We start from the raw sequence: 22,798 nt of genomic DNA on the forward strand, positions 1-22,798 counted from the left end.
GGGTCTGTTTGCTCACAAAACGGGCATTTTACCTCAACCGTTGCCATCAGGCTCTTCTTCTAAATATTTAGGAAAACAGATGAACATTCTACCTGACGATCACCGAGTTGAATACGTGACCAAAAAATAAATGGATGACCAATAAAAACCGGCCATCCATTTTATAATGCTATTACTGGCGATGTGTTTTTAATTTTTTACCGTGATGGTTGGATCCCATTGGAAATAACCATAGAGTTCTTGATTTCCGCCATGTGGACGATAATACAAGGCGAATTGTACCTGATACTGTTCTGTCCCTAATTTACTTATTGTTGCCTGAGCGTACCAGTGTTTTTGTTCAGTGAACGTAACAGGAAGCGGTGAGGTATTATTGGTTTCCCGAGGTTCTGCCTCTAAACGTCCGCTATTAACAAATTCAACTCCAGTAAAAACCGTGTCGCCTGCATATCGCGGTAACCCATAAATCAATACGCTTGAGTCTGAATTGGCAGATTCTGAAAGGCCTGTCCAGCGAATAACATCATCACGATTTGCTTTAATGTTGAGATCGCCAGTCCCTTCCCCTGAGACGACAGACTGGTTAGGGGCAACCATATAGGAATACTGATGACCAATTGGCGTTGGATGGGCTTGATCCTTGCTGGCAGCACTGAATGAAAAGTCGCTCATAACACGATCTGTGTCGATAATAACAATAACGTTAATGACATTATTAGTTGAATTCAACTCATTACTATTACTCATGGAACGTCCTTATTTTAATAATATACACAATAGGAATTGCATAGCAGGCGATTTAATTTGGTTGAGGAAGGAATTTAACTTACTCGGATTTCATAATATTTATTTTACTTTATTTTTACAAGTACGAAGTGATTGTATTACCAAAAATAATTAACTAGCAATGAAATTAATTTTTAAATAAATCGTTTTTAATTTCTTGATTTATTATTTAATTATTTTACTTGAAATGGTTATATTAAATGTAATGGGTGAAATTGAGAATGTCATCAATAGCTTGAGTGACAGGAGATGTTTTTTGAATAACGGCAATTAAGGAAAGAAGAGGATAGTGAATAGATGTGCTTTGTAGGGGAGAAGTAGCCTATCCGAGATAGGCTACTTTTGATGACTTACTTCAGTTCCAGCTCGTTCATGGCAGCGATGCTGAAGCCGCCGTCAACGTGCAGAACTTCACCGGAGATACCGGCGGCCAGATCGGAACACAGGAACGCAGCAGAGTTGCCCACGTCTTCAATGGTAACGACACGGCGGATTGGCGTAACGGCTTCGCAATGCGACAGCATTTTCTTGAAGTCTTTGATGCCGGAGGCAGCCAGTGTACGAATCGGGCCCGCAGAGATGGCGTTAACGCGCACGCCCTGAGCACCCATTGCATTCGCCATGTAACGAACGTTCGCTTCCAGAGACGCTTTTGCCAAACCCATGACGTTGTAGTTAGGGATGGCACGCTCAGCACCCAGGTAGGACAGGGTAACCAGCGCAGAGTTCGGGTTCAGCATTTTACGGCAGGCTTTCGCCATCGCGACGAAGCTGTAAGAACTGATATCGTGAGAAATGCTGAAACCTTCACGGGTAACGGCATCCACGTAGTCACCGTCCAGTTGGTCGCCCGGTGCGTAAGCAATGGAGTGCACGAAGCCATCAAAGTTCGGCCATACGTTAGCCAGTTCGGTAAACAGTGCTTCGATGCTGGCATCTTCAGCGACATCACACGGCAGAACGATGCTGGAACCCAGTTCGCTGGCAAAGCCTTCAACGCGTGCTTTCAATTTGTCGTTCTGATACGTGAAGGCCAGTTCGGCACCTTCGCGCTGCATTGCTTGTGCAATACCGTAGGCAATAGAACGGTTGCTGGCAACACCTGTTACCAGAATGCGCTTACCGGTAAGAAAACCCATAGCAGTAATCCTTGTGATCATTGTTGCTGCGATCGCCACCTTTGTACCCGTAAACCTACGTGGCAAGTGACGACCGAGATGAATAAACCGCGCAATTCTACCATGTTGGGGACGGTAGGGGTACTCCGAGCAGTATCCGCCTTTTTCCACAGCCCTGTGGCTGTCTCGGGGATGCTGCCGTAGTGCGCGGAGATTAACGTTGTGCGCCGTCGCGTCGCCAGGCGTCGGCGCTGAGCGCTTCACCGAAGTGGCTGGCAATCAAACGTTTCGTCAGGTCATGGAGCGGGGCGGACAACACATCGGCGGTACTGCCGCGTTCGACCACTTCGCCAGCCTGCATCACCAGAATCTGGTCGCTGATGTGTTTCATCATGCCCAGATGCTGCGTCACGTAAATATAAGAGATACCGTGCTTTTCCTGTAACTCCAGCATCAGATTGATAATCTGTGACCGCATAGACATATCCAGTGATGCCAGTGCCTCATCGGCGACAATCACTTTCGGTTGCAGGATCAGCGCCCGCGCCAGACCGACACGTTGTTTTTGCCCCGGCGCAAGTGCATGTGGATAGTAATAAGCGTGATCGGGACGTAGCCCGACCTGATGCAGCGCCTGATTAATCGCTCTTTCACGCGCTTCGGCGCTGAGATCGGTATTCAGCCGCAGCGGGACATCCAGCAGTTGACCGATGCGCTGGCGCGGATTGAGGGCATTGCTCGCATCCTGAAAGATCATGCGGATGCGCTGGCTGCGGTAGCGGTAATCGCCGTAGTGCAGCGGATGATCGTCGATAACCAGCTCGCCAGACGTCGGCGCGATCATGCCCGACAGCATTTTAGCCAGCGTTGATTTTCCCGATCCGTTCTCACCGATGATGGCGAGTGTTTGCCGTTCACGCAGCGTAAAGCTGACGGATTTCACCGCCTCAACATGCTGACGGCGGAATAGCCCGGTCCGATAGCGGAACGTCTTGGTCAGGTTGCGGGCTTCAAGCAGCATCTCAACCATTACGGTTCCTCCATGTTGAGCGGGAAGTGGCAGGCATATAAGTGGTTCTTAACGGAAAGCAGCGGCGGCGTTTGCATACACTGCTTTTGCGAATACGGGCAGCGTGGGCCAAGCCGGCAGCCAATCGGCAGGTGCTCCAGCGAGGGGATCGCTCCGTTCAGGGTGTTCAGTCGGCTTTTGTGCGGCAGAGAACGACCGAAATCGGGCATTGCGCGAATCAGCGCTTGCGTATAAGGATGGCGTGGCGCGGTGATCAAATCTTCACAGGTGGCGCTCTCCACCGTCTGCCCACAATAGAGCACGTTGATCCGGTCGGCCCATTTGCTCATGGTTTGCAGGTCATGGCTAATGAGCAGAATCGTCGTGTTATTGTTCTGGTTCAGGCGCGACAGCAGGCGGAAAATCTGCGCCTGCGTGGTGGATTCCATCGCGTTGGTCGGTTCATCGGCAATCAACAGGCGCGGTTGGTTCGCCAGCGCGATAGCAATCATCACCTTCTGACACTCGCCGTCGCTCAGCTCATAGGGATAGCTGCCCATAATATCTTTGTGATCTTTAATCCCGACGCGGTGCAGCAGTTCAATTGCACGGCGTTTGCGCCAGTTAAACCGCTGCCACCAGCGGCCTTTGTACGTCCAGCCCGGAATCGCCTGTACCAGTTGCTTACCGACGCTTTCGGACGGATCGAGACAGGATTGCGGCTCTTGGAAAATCATGGAGACGTTATGGCCGACCAGCTTACGCCGCTCGTGTGACGACAGTTGCAGCAGGTCGATATCATTGAAGCGGAAGCGATCGGCTGTCACGCGCCAGTTTTCTTTGGTGATCCCGCAAATGGCTTTAGCGATCAGGCTTTTACCGGAACCGGATTCGCCGACCAGCCCGCGAATTTCACCTTCACTCAGCGTCATACTGACGCGGTCGACGGCTTTTACCGCGCCCTCGGCGGTCAGAAATTCAATCGTCAGGTTACGGATATCAAGTAATGGCATAGGGAGTTGTCGCCTCTTATTCCGTTTCCGCGACGAGCGCGCGGTGGATGCCGTCGCCCAGCAGGTTGACGATTAACACGCTCAGCGCGATAGCCGCGCCGGGCAGCATGACGGTCCAGGGAGCGGCATAAACCAGCTCCAGCGAGTTGCCAAGCAGGGCGCCCCATTCGGTCGTCGGCAGCTGCGCGCCCAAATCGAGAAAGCCCAGCGCGGCAATATCCAGAATGGCAATCGACAGCGCGCGGGTAAACTCAGAAACCAGCAGCGCGGCGATATTGGGCAGCACGACGTACCACACCAGATAAAATGTGGACGCGCCGTCAAGACGCGCGGCGATCACGTACTCTTTATCCATTTCATCGTGTACGGCGCTGTAAATAGTTCGCACCATACGTGGCAAGAGCGCCAACCAGACGGCGAGCATCGCGTGTTCTAGCTTGGGGCCGATAAAAGCGATCACCACAATCGCCAGCAGCAGCGACGGAATGGACAGCAGCGTATCCAGAATATGGTTGAGCATCGCAGAGCGCAGCCCGCGCGTGACGCCCGCAAAGACGCCCAGCACGATGCCGCACAGCGCTGCCGCGTAGGTGACGATGAGCGATGCGCCGACGGTCGGCGCTGCACCGCTCAGCAGGCGACTTAGCTGGTCGCGGCCTAAATCGTCGGTGCCGAGAAAGAACGACACTTCACCGTAGTGCGACCAGGAAGGGGGGAGCAATTGATAGCCCAAAAATTGCTGGTCAACTTCATAAGGCGCGAGAAATTTACCGAACAGACACAGGCCAATCAGGATCAGAAAGCCGTATAGCCCAATCATCGCCAGCATGTCCTGATGGAATACCCGCCAGGTATCGCCTAGTCGGCTAGGCAGCCGCTTTTCGCTATAAACATTATCGTAGGGCATACCATTCCTTATGTTTCAACGGATTCGCCATGGCGCCCCAAATATCGGACAGAATGTTGACCGTGATGACCATCGCACCAACCACCATTACGCCCGCAGAAATTGCCGCGAAGTCCTGCTGGCGAATGGCGTTCACCAGCCAGCGACCTATACCCGGCCAGTTAAAGACCACTTCGGTAATCATCGTCAGCGTCAACATGGTGGAAAATTGTAACCCTAGCTTGGGAATAATCGGCGGCAGCGCGTTGTGAATCAGGTGACGACGAATGATCGTAAAGCGCGACAGCCCGCGAGTCGCTGCCGCTTTAATGTAGTTTTTGCTAATAATTTCCGTGGTGCTGACGCGCATCAGGCGGATCACTTCGGTGGTCGGCCCGACGGCCAGCACGGTAATCGGTAAAATCAGGTGGCGAATGGCGCTGACGATCATTTCACCGCGATGTGGCGAATCTGACAGCCAGGCGTCAATCAATGCAAATCCGGTGACGGTTTTCACCTGATAGAGCAGGTCGAAGCGGCCTGAAACCGGCAGCCAGCCGAGGTGCAGCGAGAAGAAGAGCGTCAGCAGCAGCGCTAGCCAGAACACCGGAAGAGAGAAGCCGATGAGCGCCAGCGTGCTGATCACAATGTCCGCGCCGCGATTCTGCATCACGCCAGCGGTAATCCCCAGCGGAATACCGACCAGCAGCGAGAGCGCAAATGCCAAAAGGCAAAGCTCGATCGTGGCTGGGAACACTTCTTTCAGCAGCTCGCTGATGGCCTGTCCGTTAATGCTGGAGCGACCGAAATCTCCCTGAAGCAGGCTGGTGAGGTAAAAGTGATAGGCATCAAACAGCGCTGCGCCGTTGAGCGGGGCGTTGGGCGTGTAGTAGCTGAGGCTAAAGCCAACCAGCGTCAGCAGTGACAAGGTCACTATCAGTAACACCAGACGTCGCAAGGTAAAGATAATCACGGCTGTGCTTCCTCCACGGTTTCCGGTGCAGAAGGCTTCTGCTGCGCCTGTTGATCTTCGCGGAAGACGCCCGCGAACGAGGCATTGCCGAAGGGACTCAATACCAGCCCTTTCATGTCATAGCGGTAAGCCAGCAGTCGTAATGACGATGCCAGCGGCAGAACGGGTAACTGTTCCGCCAGAATGCGCTGTGCCTGCTGATAATAGTCAATCCGCTTAGAAAGCTGCTGTGAAGAGAGCGCGTTTTGCAGCACTTCATCAAACGTGGGATCGCACCAGTGCGCGTAGTTGCTCTGGGAGCGAATCGCCGCGCAGCTTAACAGCGGTCGGAAAAAACTGTCCGGGTCGTTACTGTCCGTTGCCCAGCCTGCCAGCGTTAAATCGTGGCTAAGCTCCATCAGTCGCGCTTCCTGAAAACGGCCTTCTACCGGAACGATGGTCACGGTGACGCCAATTTGCGCCAGATCGGCCTGTATCAGTTCTGCCGTTTTCAGCGGGCTAGGGTTGTAGGACTGTGAAGCGCTGGGCACCCACAGGCGCAGGTTGAGGTTAGTCAGCCCCAGTTCCTGCAAGATTTGTCGCGCTTTTTGCGGGTTATATTCCGTAATCTGCGATTCATTGTCGTACGCCCACGATGCACGGGGCAGAATAGACGCCGCGGTTTCCGCCGTGCCGTAATAAATCGACTGCATCAGCCTGTCGTTATTGATCGCCAGTGCGATGGCTTCCCGCACGCGGCGGTCGTCCAGCGGTGGCTTACGCACGTTGAAGGCCAGGTAGGCGACGTTCATGCCGGGACGCAGCGAGAGACGCAGACGGGGGTCGTTACGCAGGATCGTCAACTGGCTGGCCGCCGGATAGGCGAGGACATCACATTCACCCGTCAGCAGCTTGGATAAACGGCCTGTCCCGCCGGAGCCGAGATCGACAACGACCTGCCGCATGCGTGGCAGGCCGCGCCAATAGTCGCCGTTGCGCGTCAGGCGAATGTATTGCCCGTTGCGGTATTCATCGAGCAGATAAGGACCGGTGCCGACCGGTTCGCGATCCAGCAGTTCCTTTTTGTCCTCTTTTGCCAGACGCTGCGCGTATTCCGCGGACAGAATCGGTGCGTAGTGCGTGGCCAGATGCCAGAGGAAAGACGCATCCGGGCTGTTGAGCCGGATTTCAATACTGTACTCGCCCAGCTTGCGGATGCTTTGCACCGAATCGGCGAATTGCAGGCTGTCGAAATAGGGATATTCGCCGCCGTTGACATCATGATACGGGTGCTTTTCGTCCAGCATGCGCTGGAAGCTGAATATCACGTCGTCGGCGTTCATATTGCGGGTTGGGCTGAACCAGGCGGTGTGCTGAAACGGCACATCGCGGCGCAGGTAGAAACGGTATGTCGAACCGTTGTCCGAGACTTCCCAGCGCTGAGCCAGTTCTGGCATCAGACGATAGGTATAAGGATCGACATCCAGCAGGCGATCGTAAAGCTGCGCCGCCAGCGTATCAATGGTGACACCGCTGCGCGCCATCTGCGGATTAAATGTGTTCAGGACATCATTGACGCAATAGACAAAACCGCTCTGGCGAATATTTTCCAGCGGAGCAGGCGGCGTTAGCACGGACGGCAGTGCGGCCAGTGCAGGCAACGTCAGCCAGGTGAGTGCCAGTGCAAAACAGGTTTTTCCGAACATACGGGATTTTTCAGTCAAGACGGTTATACACAGAGTGTATCGCACTCTTGGCATCCTCCCCACTCTTGTTATGCGCGTCTGGCGACTTTCCAACCGTTTGAGCCACCAGACGAATGATTGAAAACGTCATAATGAATGCTATAGTTAAGTCACAATGACGAGGAAATAACTATGAATGCAGAAATCAGTCTTAGAGTTGAAAACTTTGCTCGTGAAGCCGAGTTGCCTGATGGCGTTTTCCATGACCCGTTGATGTTCGTTAATGTCGTGCGCGGTGGGATCTCCGGCGCGATGCTGAAGCGCGGTGCGGATGCCAGCGGGCTAAGCCGTAAGCTGATTGGCTCGGCACTGTCCGTCGACCCGTCTAATATCTCCCGCTTATTCCGTCGTAAGCATTTAACGCTGGAGCAGGGCGAAGCGGCGCTGGAGACGTTCCGTTTGTGGCTGAAAGCCATGACAACGTTTGAAGATGAAGCGAAGGCGCAACTGTGGATGGAGAGCGGCATTCCGGCCTTTGGCGGAAAAACGCCGGCGGAAATGCTGGATACGCACAAAGGGCGTCAGTTGGTTGATAACGCGCTGAATCGTATTGAATACGGCGAATTTATATGAGGCTTTACCGCATTACTAAAGCGGTCTGGCTGGAGTCGTTTTCAGGACAAACGGGCGTAAGCTTCCAGCACGGTGCGCGTTTCAATCAGCCCAACACCCCAGTGCTCTATTTCAGTGAAACGCCCGCCGTCGCGATGCTGGAAATGGGGAATTATCTTCCTTCGCCGCAGTTGCTGCCCGCCAGCTATCGTTTGGGCGTGTATGAACTGCCGGATGACGTTCCGCAAGAATCCATCACGCTGGACATGCTGCCTGAAGACTGGCATCGCTATCCGTTTATGCCGGACGTGCAAGCACTGGGATCGCGCTGCCTGAACGCAGGGCAATCGCTGGTGATTTGGGTACCGACCAGCGCGGTTAAGCCATTTGGCAGCATGCGTAATGCGCTGATTAACCCGCTACATCCCGCGTTAAGCCAGCTACGTCTGATTGAGGCGATCCCGGATTTCTACAGTCATAGGCTGTTTAATCCGGTAGGACACTAGGTTTGCCATCGGCAGGAACCCCATAGTCAGTATGGTAATGAGAAAAATTCTCAACAAAGTGCTTTACAGATGATACTGATAACTATTATCATCATTTTCGCACTTCGACGGTGGCTTCTCGCAGGCACTGAAGGAGAGCACGACATTGCTCACATTGCTTCCAGTATTATTTTAGCCAGCCGACGTGCTGGCTTTTTTTTTGCCTGCAAAATGACCTCACCAGATACTTACCTTGCTTTCTATTTCTCTGTAAATAATTAATAAAATCAATATGTTTGGGATATTTCCTAAATTGTTTGCGGGAACAAAAATCTCCCTTATCATGCCTACACCCAAGATCATGGGTGTTCACAATGGAGATAAGGAATATGTGGATGAGAAGGAATCAAATCGTCAGGAAATTGACGTTAGGGGTGGTAACAACGGTGCTGGGGATGTCGCTCAGCTTTTCAGCATTATCCGCTACGCCGGTAGAAACGCATGGTCAGCTGTCCATCGAAAACGGACGACTGGTGGATGAACAGGGGAAAAGGGTACAGCTGAGAGGGATCAGTTCGCACGGTTTGCAGTGGTTTGGCGACTATGTCAACAAAGATTCGATGAAGTGGCTGCGTGATGACTGGGGGATTAACGTATTCCGCGTCGCCATGTACACGGCGGCGGATGGTTATATTACCAATCCCTCCCTCGCCAATAAGGTAAAAGAGGCCGTTGCAGCGGCGCAAAGCCTCGGCGTTTACATCATCATCGACTGGCATATCTTGTCGGATAACGATCCCAATATTTATAAAGCACAGGCAAAAACCTTCTTTGCCGAAATGGCTGGGCTGTATGGCAGCTCGCCGAACGTGATTTATGAAATCGCCAATGAGCCAAACGGTGGCGTGACATGGAACGGGCAGATTCGTCCTTATGCGCTGGAAGTGACTGACACCATCCGTAGCAAAGATCCCGATAACCTCATTATCGTCGGTACGGGCACCTGGAGTCAGGATATTCACGACGCGGCGGATAATCAGCTGCCCGATCCGAATACGATGTACGCGCTGCATTTCTATGCCGGCACGCACGGGCAGTTCCTGCGCGACCGCATTGACTATGCACAAAGCCGTGGCGCCGCGATTTTCGTCAGCGAGTGGGGCACCAGCGATGCGTCCGGCAACGGCGGACCGTTCCTGCCTGAATCGCAGACCTGGATCGATTTCCTGAATAACCGCGGCGTAAGCTGGGTGAACTGGTCGCTCACCGACAAAGCTGAGGCATCCGCCGCGCTGGCACCGGGAGCGAGCAAATCAGGTGGCTGGACAGAGCGGAATCTGTCGACGTCGGGCAAATTTGTCAGAGAGCAGATTCGCGCGGGTGCGGATCTGAGCAATGGCGATAACGGTGGCGATACGCCGACTCCGCCAACGGAACCGACTAACCCAGGTAATGGAACAACGGGTGACGTCGTGCTGCAATATCGCAATGTGGATAACAACCCGTCCGATGATGCCATTCGTATGGCCGTCAACATCAAAAATACCGGAAGTACGCCGATCAAACTGAGCGATCTGCAAGTGCGTTACTACTTCCACGATGATGGCAAACCCGGCGCGAACCTCTTTGTTGACTGGGCGAACGTTGGCCCTCACAACATCGTGACCAGCACAGGGACGCCAGCCGCCAGCACCGACAAAGCCAATCGCTACGTTCTGGTGACCTTCAGCAGCGGAGCCGGTTCCCTTCAGCCGGGCGCGGAAACCGGTGAAGTGCAGGTGCGTATCCACGCGGGTGACTGGAGCAACGTGAATGAAACGAATGACTATTCATATGGCGCTAACGTCACGAGTTATGCCAACTGGGATAAGATCACCGTGCACGATAAAGGCACGCTGGTATGGGGTGTAGAGCCGTAATCGCGTGCTGTTAACCTATTAACCCATTTACTCTGCGGGCGTTAATTCGCCCGCATTTTCTTTCCAGACCGTCACTCATTTACCACAATGTCGTGTTTCTTTAGCAATCCACGCAGTTGGTGATAGGTTAATCCCAGCAGCTCAGCGGCTTTACGCTGGTTAAATTTTGCCTGAGTTAATGCCCGATCGATCAAGCCTTTCTCTTGTTCCAATAGCCACGGTTTCATCTCCAGTGGTAAATCCGGCTGGCCGGTTGTCGCACGCGGTGGCGTTTCCTGAACGGCGGGCGTTCGGCGGAAAGGATTCAGAATGATGGCATCAAGAGGCTGTTCGCTGTCGCCGTGACGGTACACTGAACGTTCAACCACGTTTTTTAGCTCACGGATATTGCCCGGCCAATCGTAATTCAGCAGCGTTTCGCGCGCAGCAGGCGTAAAACCGGGAAACAGCGGCAGATGCAATTCGCGGCACATCTGAATCGCGAAATTATCCGCCAGCAGCATGATATCCTGCTGGCGTTCACGCAGCGGTGGGAGCTGCACAACGTCAAAAGCCAGACGATCGAGCAGGTCTGCCCGGAATTTACCGCTGGCGGCAAGCGCAGGCAGATCGTCGTTGGTCGCGCACACCAGACGCACGTCAACCTGTAGCTGATCTCTGCCGCCGACGCGCTCCAGCATGCCGTATTCGATCACCCGCAGTAATTTTTCCTGTACCAGCATCGGCGCGGTGGCCAGCTCATCCAAAAACAGCGTTCCGCCGTCGGCGCGTTCGAAGCGTCCCAGATGGCGTTTTTGTGCCCCAGTAAAAGCCCCGGCTTCATGACCAAATAGCTCGGAGTCGAGCAGATTTTCGTTGAGCGCCGCACAGTTGAGGGAAACGAACGGCCCTTGCCAACGCGGGGAAAGGTAATGCAGGCGGCTGGCGATCAGCTCTTTACCGGTACCGCGTTCGCCAATCACCAGCACGGGCTTATTCAGCTGTGCCAACTGCGACACCTGTTCCAGAACCTCCAGAAAGCTGTTGGCTTCGCCCAGCAGGTTCTCTTTTTCCTGAAGCATGATGTTTCACCGTGTTATTTTTACTAACTGTTAGCGTATTTGACTAATCTAGCGGAAAGGGGAAAATAGTCAAAATTATCTATTCTTTAATTTTCAGTTAGTTAAATTGAATTAAAAGTTGGCATGCTTATTGATATACCTATAGGGAGATCGCGACTGGCTCGGCTGGTCACGGTGATAAATCAGGCGTAATCAGACGCTGGAAATCATGAAGAGGATGTAATTATGGGTATTTTTTCTCGTTTTGCCGACATCGTGAACGCCAACATCAATTCATTGCTGGATAAAGCTGAAGATCCGCAGAAATTGGTGCGGCTGATGATTCAGGAAATGGAAGATACGCTGGTCGAAGTGCGTTCAACCTCGGCGCGGGCGTTGGCAGAAAAGAAACAGATTGCCCGTCGTATTGAACAAGCGCACGGTCAGCAGGATCAGTGGCAGGAAAAAGCCGAGCTGGCGCTGCGTAAAGATAAAGACGATCTGGCCCGTGCGGCGCTGATTGAAAAGCAGAAGCTGACCGAGCTGATCGCGGTGTTGCAGCATGAAGCCGAAAGCGTGGATGAAACGCTGGAGCGCATGAAGCGTGAAATCGGCGAGTTGGAAAACAAATTGAGCGAAACCCGCGCTCGCCAGCAGGCGCTGACGTTGCGCCACCAGGCTGCGGCATCGTCGCGTGATGTGCGCCGCCAGTTGGACAGCGGTAAGCTGGATGAAGCGATGGCGCGTTTCGATCAGTTCGAACGCCGTATCGATACGATGGAAGCCGAAGCTGAAAGCCACGGATTGGGGAAACAAAAATCGCTGGATCAGCAGTTTGCCGAACTGAAAGCGGACGATGAAATCAGCGCGCAGTTGGCAGCACTTAAGGCTAAAGTTAAGCCAGCAGAGTAATAAGAGCGTAAACGCCATCGGATGGGCTGTCGTTAGAAAACGGCAGCCACCGGCGTATGAATAATAACTAAGGAGACACAATGAGTGCGTTGTTTCTTGCCATTCCGCTGACCATTTTCATGTTGTTTGTGGCACCGATATGGCTTTGGCTACATTACAGTCAGCGTAAAAACAGTGCTCAACTGGGACAAAACGATATGCAACGTCTGACACGTTTAACGGAAGAGTCCAACCGTATGCGTGAGCGTATCAGGGCGCTGGAAGACATTCTGGATGCAGAACACCCGGACTGGAGAAAATCGTAATGAAAAATACGTGGTCAGGTAAAACGTTATATCGCATACCGGAAGAAGGCATGCTGAAAGGGGTTTGTGCTGGTTTAGCGCGTTATTTTGACGTGCCGGTGAAGCTCCTGCGGATAATCGTGGTGCTGTCGATGTTTTTCGGCCTGTTCTTTTTCACCATGGTGGCTTACATCATTCTGACCTTTATGCTCGATCCGGCTCCATCGGGAATGGGATTTGAGGATGAAAAGACGGCTCGCACACCCAGCCAACTGCTGAATGAGGCGGATGCGACCTTGCAGGCCAGCGAACAGCGCCTGCGTAGCATCGAGCGCTATGTCACCTCGGATACGTTTGGCGTTCAGAACCGCTTTCGTCACCTGTAGATACTCGTCTGTTCGGTATTATCTACGATACGTACCCACGGAGAGTTATTGGTTTCATGGGGCGGAATGAAAAAAGAGTTGTTTGGCATAATAGAACCGCCTGAAGAGAGGAGTGCTATCATTGCCAGATTATTTCGCAGTAACTTTTTCACTTGTTTCATTCCTAATGGGTTTGAAAGGTAATGGATATTTTACAGTAACGCTGCGCTCAGATTTTAAGACTAAAAGCTCCCCACCAGAGGTGGGGAGTGCAATATTATAAAGGCGTCATTATTTTAATTAGCGTATTTCGTTATCATTTAATGGGTTGTAAAGAAATCGCTATTTCCAGCACGGTATCAGAATAACATTTATCGCCATTGGCTGATGTTATCTTAAGTTCATCAAGTGCATAAACGATATCCACCCTGGCTCCCGGGCGGAACAGCTTTTTATCTTCGTCATCGATATGGCTATAAATGCTTTCTTCAATGGCAGAACCATCATCCAGCAGCAAACTGAAACAGTTATCTACCGGAGAGGGATCTTGTCCTGCCACATAGGTTCTTGTGATCGTGCCAGATCTGTGCAGTAAACGCATTTTTCCCTGAGTGATATTTTCCCACCACTCTTTGGAACCAAAAAGACCATGTGTCCCTTTGAGTCCCATAAACGGTTTCGATTGATCCAGCGTTAATCGTTGCACCTGCATGACATACTCAGGGTTAGATTTAAGCTCGGTTGAAAGGAGATAAACAAACTTCATCAGAACAGGGCTGTCACGCAGTTCATCTGTGATTCTTCCCATAAGTAATCATTTAGTTGATCGAGTAATGATTCAGCATCAGCGATTGCAAGAAGGGCATCAGGTAAATTGCCAAAGCAGTTATTTACCATAACGGCGATTCTGCCGTGTTTGTCCATCGCAAACCAGGTGAAAACGGTGCCAAATTCAGGCACCCAGTTTTTATCCAGTACAACTATGCTTTGATATTTAAAAATTACATGCCACTGTGCATCGGATGCCAGCTACTGCCTGCCTTAGCTGTGTAACGTACCGTATTTAATGGCTTCAACTGCCACATACCATTACTGTCTTTCACGATTTCACTGGCATGAACGCGACAGCGGAACCGCAATGTATCGGTTTCCAACTGGAACTGATAAAGCTTCCCTTCTTCCGGCGTGAAATAAGTATCCACAAGGCAGGTATGCTTACCTTCAACGTAAACATTGACTACTTCGGTTTCTGCACCTGCAATGAGTTGCGTTTCGTAGTAGTCAATATTGTATTTCTCTCCGGCAACTTTTGGCATCCCCCGATCCACTGTATTCTGTAATACCCACTCACTGGAGCGTATCAGTCCACCTTTGCTTTCACCATTGAGCATTTGATAAAGACTGGTTTGCTCAGTGTTATCGACAATCCTCAGCCATGGGGCATGAGCACGTTGAGGTGGGGGGACGAAAAAAGTATGGTCTGGAATAAAGGCACATCCCGCAGCGGTCAGAATGACCGCTGCGTTCGCAGAACGCAGCAACCGTTTCACCGTTTATCTCCTTTACTGTATTCCATGCGCATATGTATCCAGACACCCAGGCCAATGACTGGCCCTGAAGCGATGCCAATTCGCAGAGCCTTAGTCAGTAAAGGTTGCCAATACATACCTGATGGCATTTGCAGGATAAACTGATAGTAGAGCCATACCCCAAAATAGACGAGTGCCACCGTGCTGGAGAGCGCCAGGAAGCAGCCTGCCATTAGATAGAAAAGCGTACTAAAACCAGGTTTTTTTGTACTCACTGCTTATTTTCCTTGTTGATCCTGCGGCTTCTTATCAATCGCTTTCTGGATTACCGTCCCTGTACCTTCAGAAACAGCGGCTCCAAAAGTACTCCCCAGCATGTCCGCTGCAGGTTTCGGCAATTTCGTACCCGCTGCACCACTGATAATGGTCGACGTAGTGGCACCGGCAACGTTACCGACCCCAGCGCCGGTAACCGCGCCGGTGGAATCTTGGTCACCCTTAATTTTACTGCCAACATAGGCTCCGCTCATCCCCCAAACCTGGGTTGCCAGGAAACTCTTCCCTGTGGTGACGGCGCTGACGCCTGTAGCAATTAAAGCATCAGTGTAACTTATGCTTTCACCCGGTTTCATGGTGATTACCTGGTTATTGATATTGGCTGCGCCACCGATGAGTCCATTGACGGTGATTGCTCCACCCGTCACTGTGCTCCCTCCACCGAGTGTCAGGGCATTAACCATAAAGAAGCCCCAGGCTTGCAGTAATCCTCTTACCGGATCCTGATTCTCGGAAAGGGTGCCTCTGTTGTAGATGCGTAATGATTCACTGACCTGCTCGGGCGTTTTGCCATGCTCAATCTCATATTTGGCGAGTGACACCGCACCAGAGCCCCAAGACATCATGCCAGGGCTTAACAGATCATTGTTGTCCACCGCATTTTTACTGGAATCATGCGCAGTGACAGCGCCAGCAGAAGTATCCGTGCTGAGTCCGCCAGCAAGGGCCCCTGCCAGCGATGCCAGATTGCTAATCTTAGTACGCTGTTCTGGTTTGAGATCTTCCGTTTTAACACCAGGGTATAAATATTCACGAATAGCACGTGCAGCGAGTTCTCCACTCGCCGCGCCGATGGCGCCTGCAGCAGCATTTGTTCCCGACAATTCAGCAACAACACCACCTAATACAGCATGTCCAATGGCATTTGCCGCAATTTGACCGGCTGTCGGGTCTTCATCAAAGCCTACTGTCATGCCTTTTACTACTCCAGCCATATAAGGCGCAGCTCCGGCAGCCAGCGCTTTCGCTGGGTCGCCACCAGCCAGAGCAGTAATTGCAGCAGCAGCAGCGCGAACTCCGCGGTCAAGATCGCCTCCAGCCTTATACTGGTCACTCACGCTTTTATAAGCGTCTGTATTTTTGACACGATTCCAGTAAACATCACGCTTTTCTTTACCATCCCACTCACCAGCTTCTTCAATGCCGGCACTGTTAGCCAGAATTTCACCCTGCTTGAGAGTAATATCGACGGCCTGATTCGCGATATCGCTAATCAACCGCAACTGGCTCAGACGCTGCTGTTCCTTCGCCTTATCAAAGATTGGGCTGATACTTTGATTCGCATGCTCAACATCGCGGCTCAGCTCGCTGACATCCTGCTGCTGGTTCGCCTGGTCACGGATAACCAGCGATCCCGGTGAAACGGCGGCATAGGTGGTGCCGGAGGCATTCCCATCGCTGCCACCCGCACCCAGACCATTAGCCGCCAGATTCTGAACGGCATTTTTCAGCAGATCCTGCGCGCCCAGCCCGCCAGTGCTGATACCGACGCTGCTGTGCGATACTTCAAACTCGGCACTATTGTCGATATTGCTGAAGCCCAGCGTGCCGGTATTGAGACGGTTTTTATCTTCGCTGGCGGTGCTGCCAATCACTGCGCCATCCAACTGCGTGTGGTTGCCGACGGTGATATCGAAGCCGCCGTCACCGGCGAAGATACCGGTCTGCTCCTGCACGCTGTTATAGGTACTGTGGATCTTATCTTTGGCGACGCTGGCGCTGACGCTACCGGTCATGCTGCCAAAGGTAAAGCTGGCGCCTGCCGAGCTGTTCTTCTGCTTAGAATCATAGTTATTGACGTCCTGTTCGCTCTGCAGCGTCAGGTCACGTCCGACATTCGCCACCACCTGATCGGCACTCAGCTGTGCGCCGCGCAGGGTAGTATCACGTCCGCTGTTAACCGTCAGCTTATTCCCGGCATCGACAGTGGTTTCGGTGTGGGTCAGGCCATCGCCATTTTCGTTGCCGGAACCTTTACTGGCGTTAGCAAACACACTGATTCCCGCGCCGCCCTGGCCAGCGCCGATGCTGACGCCCACGCCGCCGCCGCTGCTGCTGTTCTTGCCGGTCTGCAGTTGGGTATTCTGCGCCGACAGCAGGTTGATATCGCGGTTCGCCGACAGCAGCACATCGTTGCCCGCTTTCAACTGGCTGCCGCCGATGGTCAGATCGCCATCGTTGCCATTCTCTGAACCGGTCGCCACCAGGTTGATATTGTTGCCCGCCTGCACGGTACTACCGGAAGCGTTAACCGCTTCGCTGTGGCTCTCGCTCTTCGACTTTGAGGTGCTCAGCGACAGGCTGACGCCAATGGCATTCTGATCCGCGGTATTCTGCGAAGCCAGTACCGCGGCCTGAGCAGCCTGTACGCCTGCCAGACCTGATTTCAGCTTTTGCAGTGACGCCATACGGCCATCCTGCTGCTCATCGGCGGCTTTCGCGCTGGTGTAAGCGGCATTAATCGCGCTGCCGATCGCGCCGGACAGCGCCAGCGTCAGACCCGTCTGTTTACGTTCATAGGTGGTGTCGGTGGTGCTCTGATTATTCGCGGCATCAATGGTGATATTGTTCGCCACCATATTGATGTCGTTACCGGCGATCACATCGGAGCCCTGCACGGCGATATTATTGCCCGCTACCAGACTGGTATCGCCATTGACGCTGCCCAGCGTGCTGTTGTTGTGGGTCAGCGCCGCAGTATCGGAGGTCGAACTCTCTTTGATTGAACCGACAAAGAAGCCAATGCCGCCGCTGCTCATCAGGCCCGACTTGGTGGTTTTCTTCATCGACCAGCTGTCGCGGCTTTCTTCTGCCGCCGTGACGTTGAGGTCGTTACCGGTACGCAGTGCCAGATCCCGATCAGCCGCCACATCGCTGCCGGTGATATTCAGATTGTTACCCGCGCTGATGGAGATATTTTCCCCGCCCAGACTGCTGCCGTTCGCCAGCGTGGCATCGTAGCCGGCGCGGGTGGTCGTGGTGCGTTTCGACAGGAAGCCGGAACCTTTCACCTTCGAATTCATATCCAGATATTCCTGGCTGCTGGCGCTGCCGAGGTTGATATCATTGGTGGCGGTCAGCGCAAGCTGCCGATCGGCATTCAGCTTCGCCGCCTGGGCGTTAATATTATTGCCGGCATTCAGCGAAATATTGCCGTCGCTGGTGACTTCACTGCCTTGTACCTGAGTCAGCGTCTGCGTGACGTGGTTATCTTTATCCCACACGACTTTGTCGCGGCTGCCGGTGGTGACGGTGGTCATATTTATATCGCGATTAGCCGCGATCTGCGTCTGGCTGTTTTCACCGGAGCTGGCCACCTGTGCGGCCTGCAGATTGACATCACGGCCTGCCTGCAGCAGCAGTTTGCCATCGTCACCCTGCACATACATGCCTGCCACACGGTCGATATTGTCGCGGCTGAAGTGGTTACTGCCGTTTTGACTTTCCGCGTGGTTGGTCTCGCTGGCAACGGTGATATCGCGTCCGGCTTGCGCCAGCAGGGTATCGGTGGCACGCACCGTGCCGCCGATGTTAGTGAGATCGTTGGTCGCCTGCAGCGACACGGATTTACCCGCAATGATGCCGCCGACGTTAACGATATCGTCGCCGGAAACGCTGACCAGCTGTGTGGCGCTGATGCGTCCGCTGTTCAGCATGCCGCCGCTGACGCCAATGCTGACGTTCTTACCGGCCAGCAGCGCACCGCTGCCGTCCATATCGCCTTGCTGCACCTGTGCATACACCTGCGGTACCAGCACGTTCTGGGTGGTGCCATCCGGCATCTTCACATCCTGCGCCACCAGCCACACCATATCCTGAGTGATCTGCTTCATCTGTTCGGCGGTGAGCGCCACGCCCGGCACCAGATTGAATTGCTTCGCGAAGCTGACGCCCGCTTCCATCAGGCCCTTATACTGCTCTTCATCGCTGGTGTAGTCGGCGAGATAGCGCTGGCCGACCAGCTCAACGATCTGCTCGCGCACCAGACGTTGCTCATAGAAACCATCGCCGAGGCGTTTTTGCGTGATCGACGGGTCGGTCTGCAACTGGCGCAGCATATAGTCGGAGCTCAGCCAGATTCTCTGATTGGTGAAGCGCGGATCGGTTTCGATCAGATAGCTGCTGGTGGCATCTGGCAGGGAGGTGAACAGGCTGCCGGTTGGCAGGGAAGCATCCGGTGTCATCGAACGAATGACGTCAGTGTTCTGTCCGGCTACTTCCACGCGCTGCGCGGCATACTCAGCCAGCGATGGTGCGCTGCTGGTCGCCTGAGTATTCTCCTTCATCACGGTCGGGCTGAGGCTGATGGACTGAATTTCCGTTGGCGGTGTATAGGCCGAAGCGCGTGCTTTCTGGCTGTCTTTGCCTTTTTTATGGATACGATCCCATTCGATGACCTGACCGACTTTCTCCGTCAGTTTCTGGCCAGTGACTTCGGTATTCACCAGTTCCTTCACTGCCGTCAGCAGGGTGCCACCGGCAATAATCTGGCTCTTGTCGTTCAGCAGCTTATCGCCGGAGAGCGAAATCTGACCGCCTGCGATGATTTTCGCTGGGTCGCTCTGGGCGATCTGCTCTTCGCGAATGGTCTCGGTATAGCTGTACTGATAGTAATGGTCGCGACCACACACCACGCCTTCGATACAGATATGGCGCACTTCATTTTTGTAGAAGCTGATGTTGTAGTCGTCAGGGCTGTAGTGGACGCCATTATTCAGGTCGACCACCATGTACTCATCTTTCTGCCGCTGCGACAACTGCACCATACTGGTGGCGAAGTTGTCATTGATATTGTTCAGCGCGGTGAAGCTCAGCGCCATATTGCCCACAGATTCGATAGTCGAGCTGTGGTTGTTAATTTCGCCTGCCTTGCCGGTCGCCAGCATGTCCGCATCCAGCGCGCCGCCGATGGCTATATCACCATTGCTGTAGATCAGGGAGTGGTCGCGGTTATTCAGCGTACCGATGCCCAGATCCAGACGCTGGCGCGCCGCGATGGTAGCGCTGCTGTTATTTTCCGCCAGATTATTTAGCGTCGCTGCGCCGATCGCCAGGCCGTCGCCATAAATACGGCCGATGCCGATATTATTCACGGTGCTGGCGTTGATGCGGGTCAGCACGCCGTCGATCAGGCCACGGTTGCTCAACGTATCGCTGGCGTTCAGCGTGGTCTGTTGGGAACTTAGTTCGCCAGTGGTCTGGTTGTCGATGTTGCTGGCCTGCACATTCAGCTTACCGCCTGCGCCAAGCAGTGCCGTGTTGATCAGGCTGTTATTGACGTTCAGCGTCAGATCGCCATTTGCCAGCGTTTTATTGTTGTTACTGAAGCCGTCCGCGAAGCTGAGATCCATATCGCCAAGCGACAGAATTTCACCGCTGCCATTAATCTCGCGACCGCGGAAGATCAGTTGCTGACCCGCCACCAGACGGCCACCTTCATTGCTAATACGCAGATCGCTGCTGGTTGCTGCGGTGCGGGCGAGGGCGCTGCTGTTTTGCTGATCGAGCGTCAGCTGCTTATTGGCGGAGATCTGTCCCTGATTGTTATTCAGCACCGGCGTGGCGATCGCCAGATCGCTGGCTGCGGCCAGTGTACCGTTCTGGTTATTCAGTTCACTGCTGGCCGCAACATCCAGTGAGCCGGAACCAGCCGCCATAATGGTGCCGCCCTGGTTATTCAGGCTGGCGCTCTGTACGCTGAGTTTTTTGGCATTGGCGGCGATGCGGCCATTCTGGTTATCAATGCTGTCGCTGCTGAGTTGCAGATCGCTGTCGCCGCTCTGCAGTAACTGACCACCGCGGTTACTGATAACCGGGGTGCTGACCTGCAGCGCATTGGCGTTAATCACGCCGCGATCGTTGCTGAGTTTACCGGCGGCGGAGAGTTTCAAATCGCCGCTCGCCAGCAGCTGCGCGTCGTCGGTGATGATATCGCTGCTGCTGGTCAGCGTGGTGTGATGTGCGGCGGTATCGCTGCCGCTGAGATCAATCTGGCTGGCGTTAGCGTTCAGATTGCCACCGGCCAGCGCTTGACCCTGGCTGGTCAGTTTACCGTCGCTGGCGAGCGTCAGATTGCCGCTGTCGGCCAGGGTGCCATCGGTCTTCATCCCAGCGGCAATGGCCGCGCCTTTGCTGTTGCGGATGCTGGCGCTGCGCACATGGGTATTGCCTTTGGCGGCGATAAGGCCGGTATTCGTCACCTCGTCGCTGGCGGTCGTGCTCTGATCGCGCTGGGCAAACAGGGTGCCGCTGTTGTCAACTTTTTTACCGCCCAGCAGCAGATCCTGACCTGCATTGACCGTACCGCTGTTGACGATATCGCCATTGGCGTTAATGGTGATGTCACCCGCCTGACTGCCAAGCGTCCCTTTGTTGCTGACGCCGACCCCTTGCTCGGTCGCCACCAGACGGATTTTACCGGCATACATGCCGCCCAACTGGGCGACGTCGATCGCCAGCGTCGGTTTGACGTCGCTACTGTCGCTGTCCGTCGCGCTGCTGGCTGTGACCGTGCTGTTATCGGCTGTCACCTCGTTTTTACCGGTGGTGACGGTCACATCTTTCGCCCAGATACCGGCATTGACCTTCACGGTGCGGGCAATCAGGTCTGTGTAATCCTGACGGCTGCTGTCCATGCCAGCGCCTTCCACCACGATTTCACCCTTGCCCACGCGGTAACCGCGCAGTTCACCGTTGGCCATCTGCGGCGTGCCGGTGGTCAGTGTGGCGCGGTTGGCGTTAATAAAGCCACAGCCGTCGCAGCTGATACCCGCCGGGTTGGCGATGACCACCTGCGCCTTACGGCCTGCCACTTCTACATAGCCGTTCAGCTTGCTCGGGTCGCGCGAGTTGACCTCGTTAAGAATAATTTTGGCTTCGCCTTTCGCCAGCCATGGGTTACCCGCCACCCAGCCGCCCATCTGAGTCTGCACTTGTTTGTGCGAGTTATTAAGAATCGCGCCTTTGTTATCGACGTCAAACTGGGTGTATTTGTTATGCGAAACACCACCGGCGCTCGGCGTCTGGATATTGACCTGCGGCGTGCCGTTGGCGCTCTGCATCACATTCGGCTGCTGGCCGCCCGGGGCGCTCTTGTCGGCGACAATTCCGGCCGCCAGCGCCTGTGGCGCGAGCGTGACCAGACCGAGTGCGGTCATGGTCAGGAAGGCGGTGGGCTTCATGCGGCCAATCAGCTGGCTCAGCGTATGGCCGACGCCGTTGGCACCGCTTTTACCCTGGCCGCGGTTGATTTCTGATACCACCATTAACAGGCCGCGAGCCTTATTGAAAATGATGCGATAGAGGTTCTTATTCACGAAAAGTTATCCCTGCTAAAAGTGATGTTAAGCAACCAGCGGCGTGTTCTGCTGCCAGAGTCTGAATTGTTGTTGGGTGACGTCATCGCCACGGAATTGCAGTACCCGCTGTCCGCGTTCCGCCCCTTTGTGGTACAGCGCACGGCCACATAAGTGGGGAAACAGCGTGCCGCCAACGATGCGACGAAATGCCTGCTGATCGCCGAAGGGCGCGACCCAGTCGCGGAACCACAGGCGGTTGCCGCTGGTCCAGTCCTGCGGCTGCACCAGGATGCCGGGGCCGGTGAGGTAGCGCTGTTCCGCTTCTTCGTCCATCCACGCCCAACTGAGGAAAAACAGGGGTTTGTCATCGCGGCTGGCAATAACAAACTGCTGATGTTTGATGGCAGGCAGCAGCAGCGTCGGCAGCACACTGAGCGGAATATCTCGGTGCTGTTCCGAATGCATCCACAGCCAGACTGCCGCGCCAAGCGCTTCCGCTTCGCTGAACTGACCGCCGAGCAGCGGGGCGGTTAACTGATAGCCATTAACAGGAATCTTCATCACGCGCC

General features: G+C 53.9%; 19 protein-coding genes. 6 read left to right on the forward strand and 13 right to left on the reverse strand.

The genetic code is table 11. The annotated features are described in order from the left end of the window. Positions 1–189 precede the first annotated feature (189 nt). From Q3A88_RS17525 to sapA, 7 genes are all read right to left on the reverse strand, one after another. A complete protein-coding gene (locus Q3A88_RS17525) occupies positions 190–747 on the reverse strand; it encodes an inclusion body family protein (protein WP_317178351.1) in 558 nt (185 codons plus the stop codon). Positions 748–1,136: 389 nt separating this feature from the next. Continuing rightward, positions 1,137–1,925: an enoyl-ACP reductase FabI gene (gene fabI, locus Q3A88_RS17530; protein ID WP_010276729.1), complete on the reverse strand. Its 789-nt coding sequence runs from the start codon at positions 1,923–1,925 to the stop codon at positions 1,137–1,139. 193 nt (positions 1,926–2,118) lie between these two features. After that, positions 2,119–2,934, reverse strand: a complete 816-nt coding sequence (sapF, locus tag Q3A88_RS17535) for a putrescine export ABC transporter ATP-binding protein SapF (protein ID WP_010276730.1) — start codon at positions 2,932–2,934, stop codon at positions 2,119–2,121. Then, positions 2,934–3,926 carry a putrescine export ABC transporter ATP-binding protein SapD gene (gene sapD, locus Q3A88_RS17540; protein ID WP_233991119.1) on the reverse strand — a complete coding sequence of 331 codons (993 nt, stop codon included), beginning with the start codon at positions 3,924–3,926 and terminating at the stop codon, positions 2,934–2,936. Before sapD ends, sapF begins: the two co-directional genes overlap by 1 nt. 16 nt (positions 3,927–3,942) lie before the next feature. Then, positions 3,943–4,833, reverse strand: coding sequence for a putrescine export ABC transporter permease SapC (gene sapC / locus Q3A88_RS17545; RefSeq protein ID WP_317178352.1), 891 nt, complete (start codon positions 4,831–4,833; stop codon positions 3,943–3,945). Continuing rightward, positions 4,820–5,785, reverse strand: coding sequence for a putrescine export ABC transporter permease SapB (gene sapB, locus Q3A88_RS17550; protein WP_014915699.1), 966 nt, complete (start codon positions 5,783–5,785; stop codon positions 4,820–4,822). Before sapB ends, sapC begins: the two co-directional genes overlap by 14 nt. Beyond that, positions 5,782–7,470, reverse strand: coding sequence for an ABC transporter substrate-binding protein SapA (gene sapA / locus Q3A88_RS17555; RefSeq protein WP_317178353.1), 1,689 nt, complete (start codon positions 7,468–7,470; stop codon positions 5,782–5,784). Before sapA ends, sapB begins: the two co-directional genes overlap by 4 nt. 171 nt (positions 7,471–7,641) lie before the next feature. Between sapA and Q3A88_RS17560 the strand changes: the two genes are divergently transcribed. The 3 genes from Q3A88_RS17560 to Q3A88_RS17570 all read left to right on the forward strand — a co-directional run bounded on the left by Q3A88_RS17560 (position 7,642) and on the right by Q3A88_RS17570 (position 10,465). Further along, entirely contained in the window at positions 7,642–8,082 is a 441-nt protein-coding gene (locus tag Q3A88_RS17560) for an antitoxin Xre/MbcA/ParS toxin-binding domain-containing protein (RefSeq protein WP_317178354.1), read from the forward strand. Beyond that, entirely contained in the window at positions 8,079–8,567 is a 489-nt protein-coding gene (locus tag Q3A88_RS17565; RefSeq protein ID WP_317178355.1) for an RES family NAD+ phosphorylase, read from the forward strand. The genes Q3A88_RS17560 and Q3A88_RS17565 overlap by 4 nt, the downstream gene beginning before the upstream one ends. A 368-nt stretch (positions 8,568–8,935) precedes the next feature. After that, the gene (locus Q3A88_RS17570) at positions 8,936–10,465 is read left to right on the forward strand and encodes a cellulase family glycosylhydrolase (RefSeq protein ID WP_317178356.1); all 1,530 of its coding nucleotides are present in this window, start codon (positions 8,936–8,938) and stop codon (positions 10,463–10,465) included. Positions 10,466–10,536: 71 nt separating this feature from the next. Here Q3A88_RS17570 and pspF read toward each other — a convergent pair whose 3' ends face one another. Then, entirely contained in the window at positions 10,537–11,526 is a 990-nt protein-coding gene (pspF, locus tag Q3A88_RS17575) for a phage shock protein operon transcriptional activator (RefSeq protein ID WP_110163938.1), read from the reverse strand. A 225-nt stretch (positions 11,527–11,751) separates the two neighbouring features. Between pspF and pspA the strand changes: the two genes are divergently transcribed. The 3 genes from pspA (at position 11,752) to pspC (ending at position 13,087) form a co-directional block, all read left to right on the forward strand. Next, on the forward strand, positions 11,752–12,417 hold the full coding sequence (gene pspA / locus Q3A88_RS17580; protein ID WP_110163937.1) for a phage shock protein PspA: 666 nt from the start codon (positions 11,752–11,754) through the stop codon (positions 12,415–12,417). Positions 12,418–12,497: 80 nt separating this feature from the next. Further along, entirely contained in the window at positions 12,498–12,722 is a 225-nt protein-coding gene (pspB, locus tag Q3A88_RS17585) for an envelope stress response membrane protein PspB (protein WP_010276759.1), read from the forward strand. Beyond that, a complete protein-coding gene (gene pspC / locus Q3A88_RS17590) occupies positions 12,722–13,087 on the forward strand; it encodes an envelope stress response membrane protein PspC (protein ID WP_039496625.1) in 366 nt (121 codons plus the stop codon). The genes pspB and pspC overlap by 1 nt, the downstream gene beginning before the upstream one ends. A gap of 295 nt (positions 13,088–13,382) precedes the next feature. On the opposite strand, the gene Q3A88_RS17595 is transcribed toward pspC, so the two are convergent. The 5 genes from Q3A88_RS17595 to Q3A88_RS17615 all read right to left on the reverse strand — a co-directional run bounded on the left by Q3A88_RS17595 (position 13,383) and on the right by Q3A88_RS17615 (position 22,790). Next, positions 13,383–13,874, reverse strand: a complete 492-nt coding sequence (locus Q3A88_RS17595; protein WP_317178357.1) for a hypothetical protein — start codon at positions 13,872–13,874, stop codon at positions 13,383–13,385. 193 nt (positions 13,875–14,067) lie between these two features. Beyond that, on the reverse strand, positions 14,068–14,616 hold the full coding sequence (locus Q3A88_RS17600; protein WP_317178358.1) for a hypothetical protein: 549 nt from the start codon (positions 14,614–14,616) through the stop codon (positions 14,068–14,070). Beyond that, positions 14,613–14,870 carry a hypothetical protein gene (locus tag Q3A88_RS17605; protein WP_317178359.1) on the reverse strand — a complete coding sequence of 86 codons (258 nt, stop codon included), beginning with the start codon at positions 14,868–14,870 and terminating at the stop codon, positions 14,613–14,615. Before Q3A88_RS17605 ends, Q3A88_RS17600 begins: the two co-directional genes overlap by 4 nt. A gap of 3 nt (positions 14,871–14,873) precedes the next feature. Next, positions 14,874–22,247 carry a hemagglutinin repeat-containing protein gene (locus tag Q3A88_RS17610; protein ID WP_317178360.1) on the reverse strand — a complete coding sequence of 2,458 codons (7,374 nt, stop codon included), beginning with the start codon at positions 22,245–22,247 and terminating at the stop codon, positions 14,874–14,876. Positions 22,248–22,274: 27 nt separating this feature from the next. After that, positions 22,275–22,790, reverse strand: a complete 516-nt coding sequence (locus Q3A88_RS17615) for a toxin-activating lysine-acyltransferase (RefSeq protein ID WP_010276778.1) — start codon at positions 22,788–22,790, stop codon at positions 22,275–22,277. Positions 22,791–22,798: the final 8 nt, after the last annotated feature.

The organism is Pectobacterium sp. HCp5_1 (genome assembly GCF_032905925.1).
GTDB classification, from domain to species: Bacteria; Pseudomonadota; Gammaproteobacteria; order Enterobacterales; family Enterobacteriaceae; genus Pectobacterium; species Pectobacterium brasiliense_A.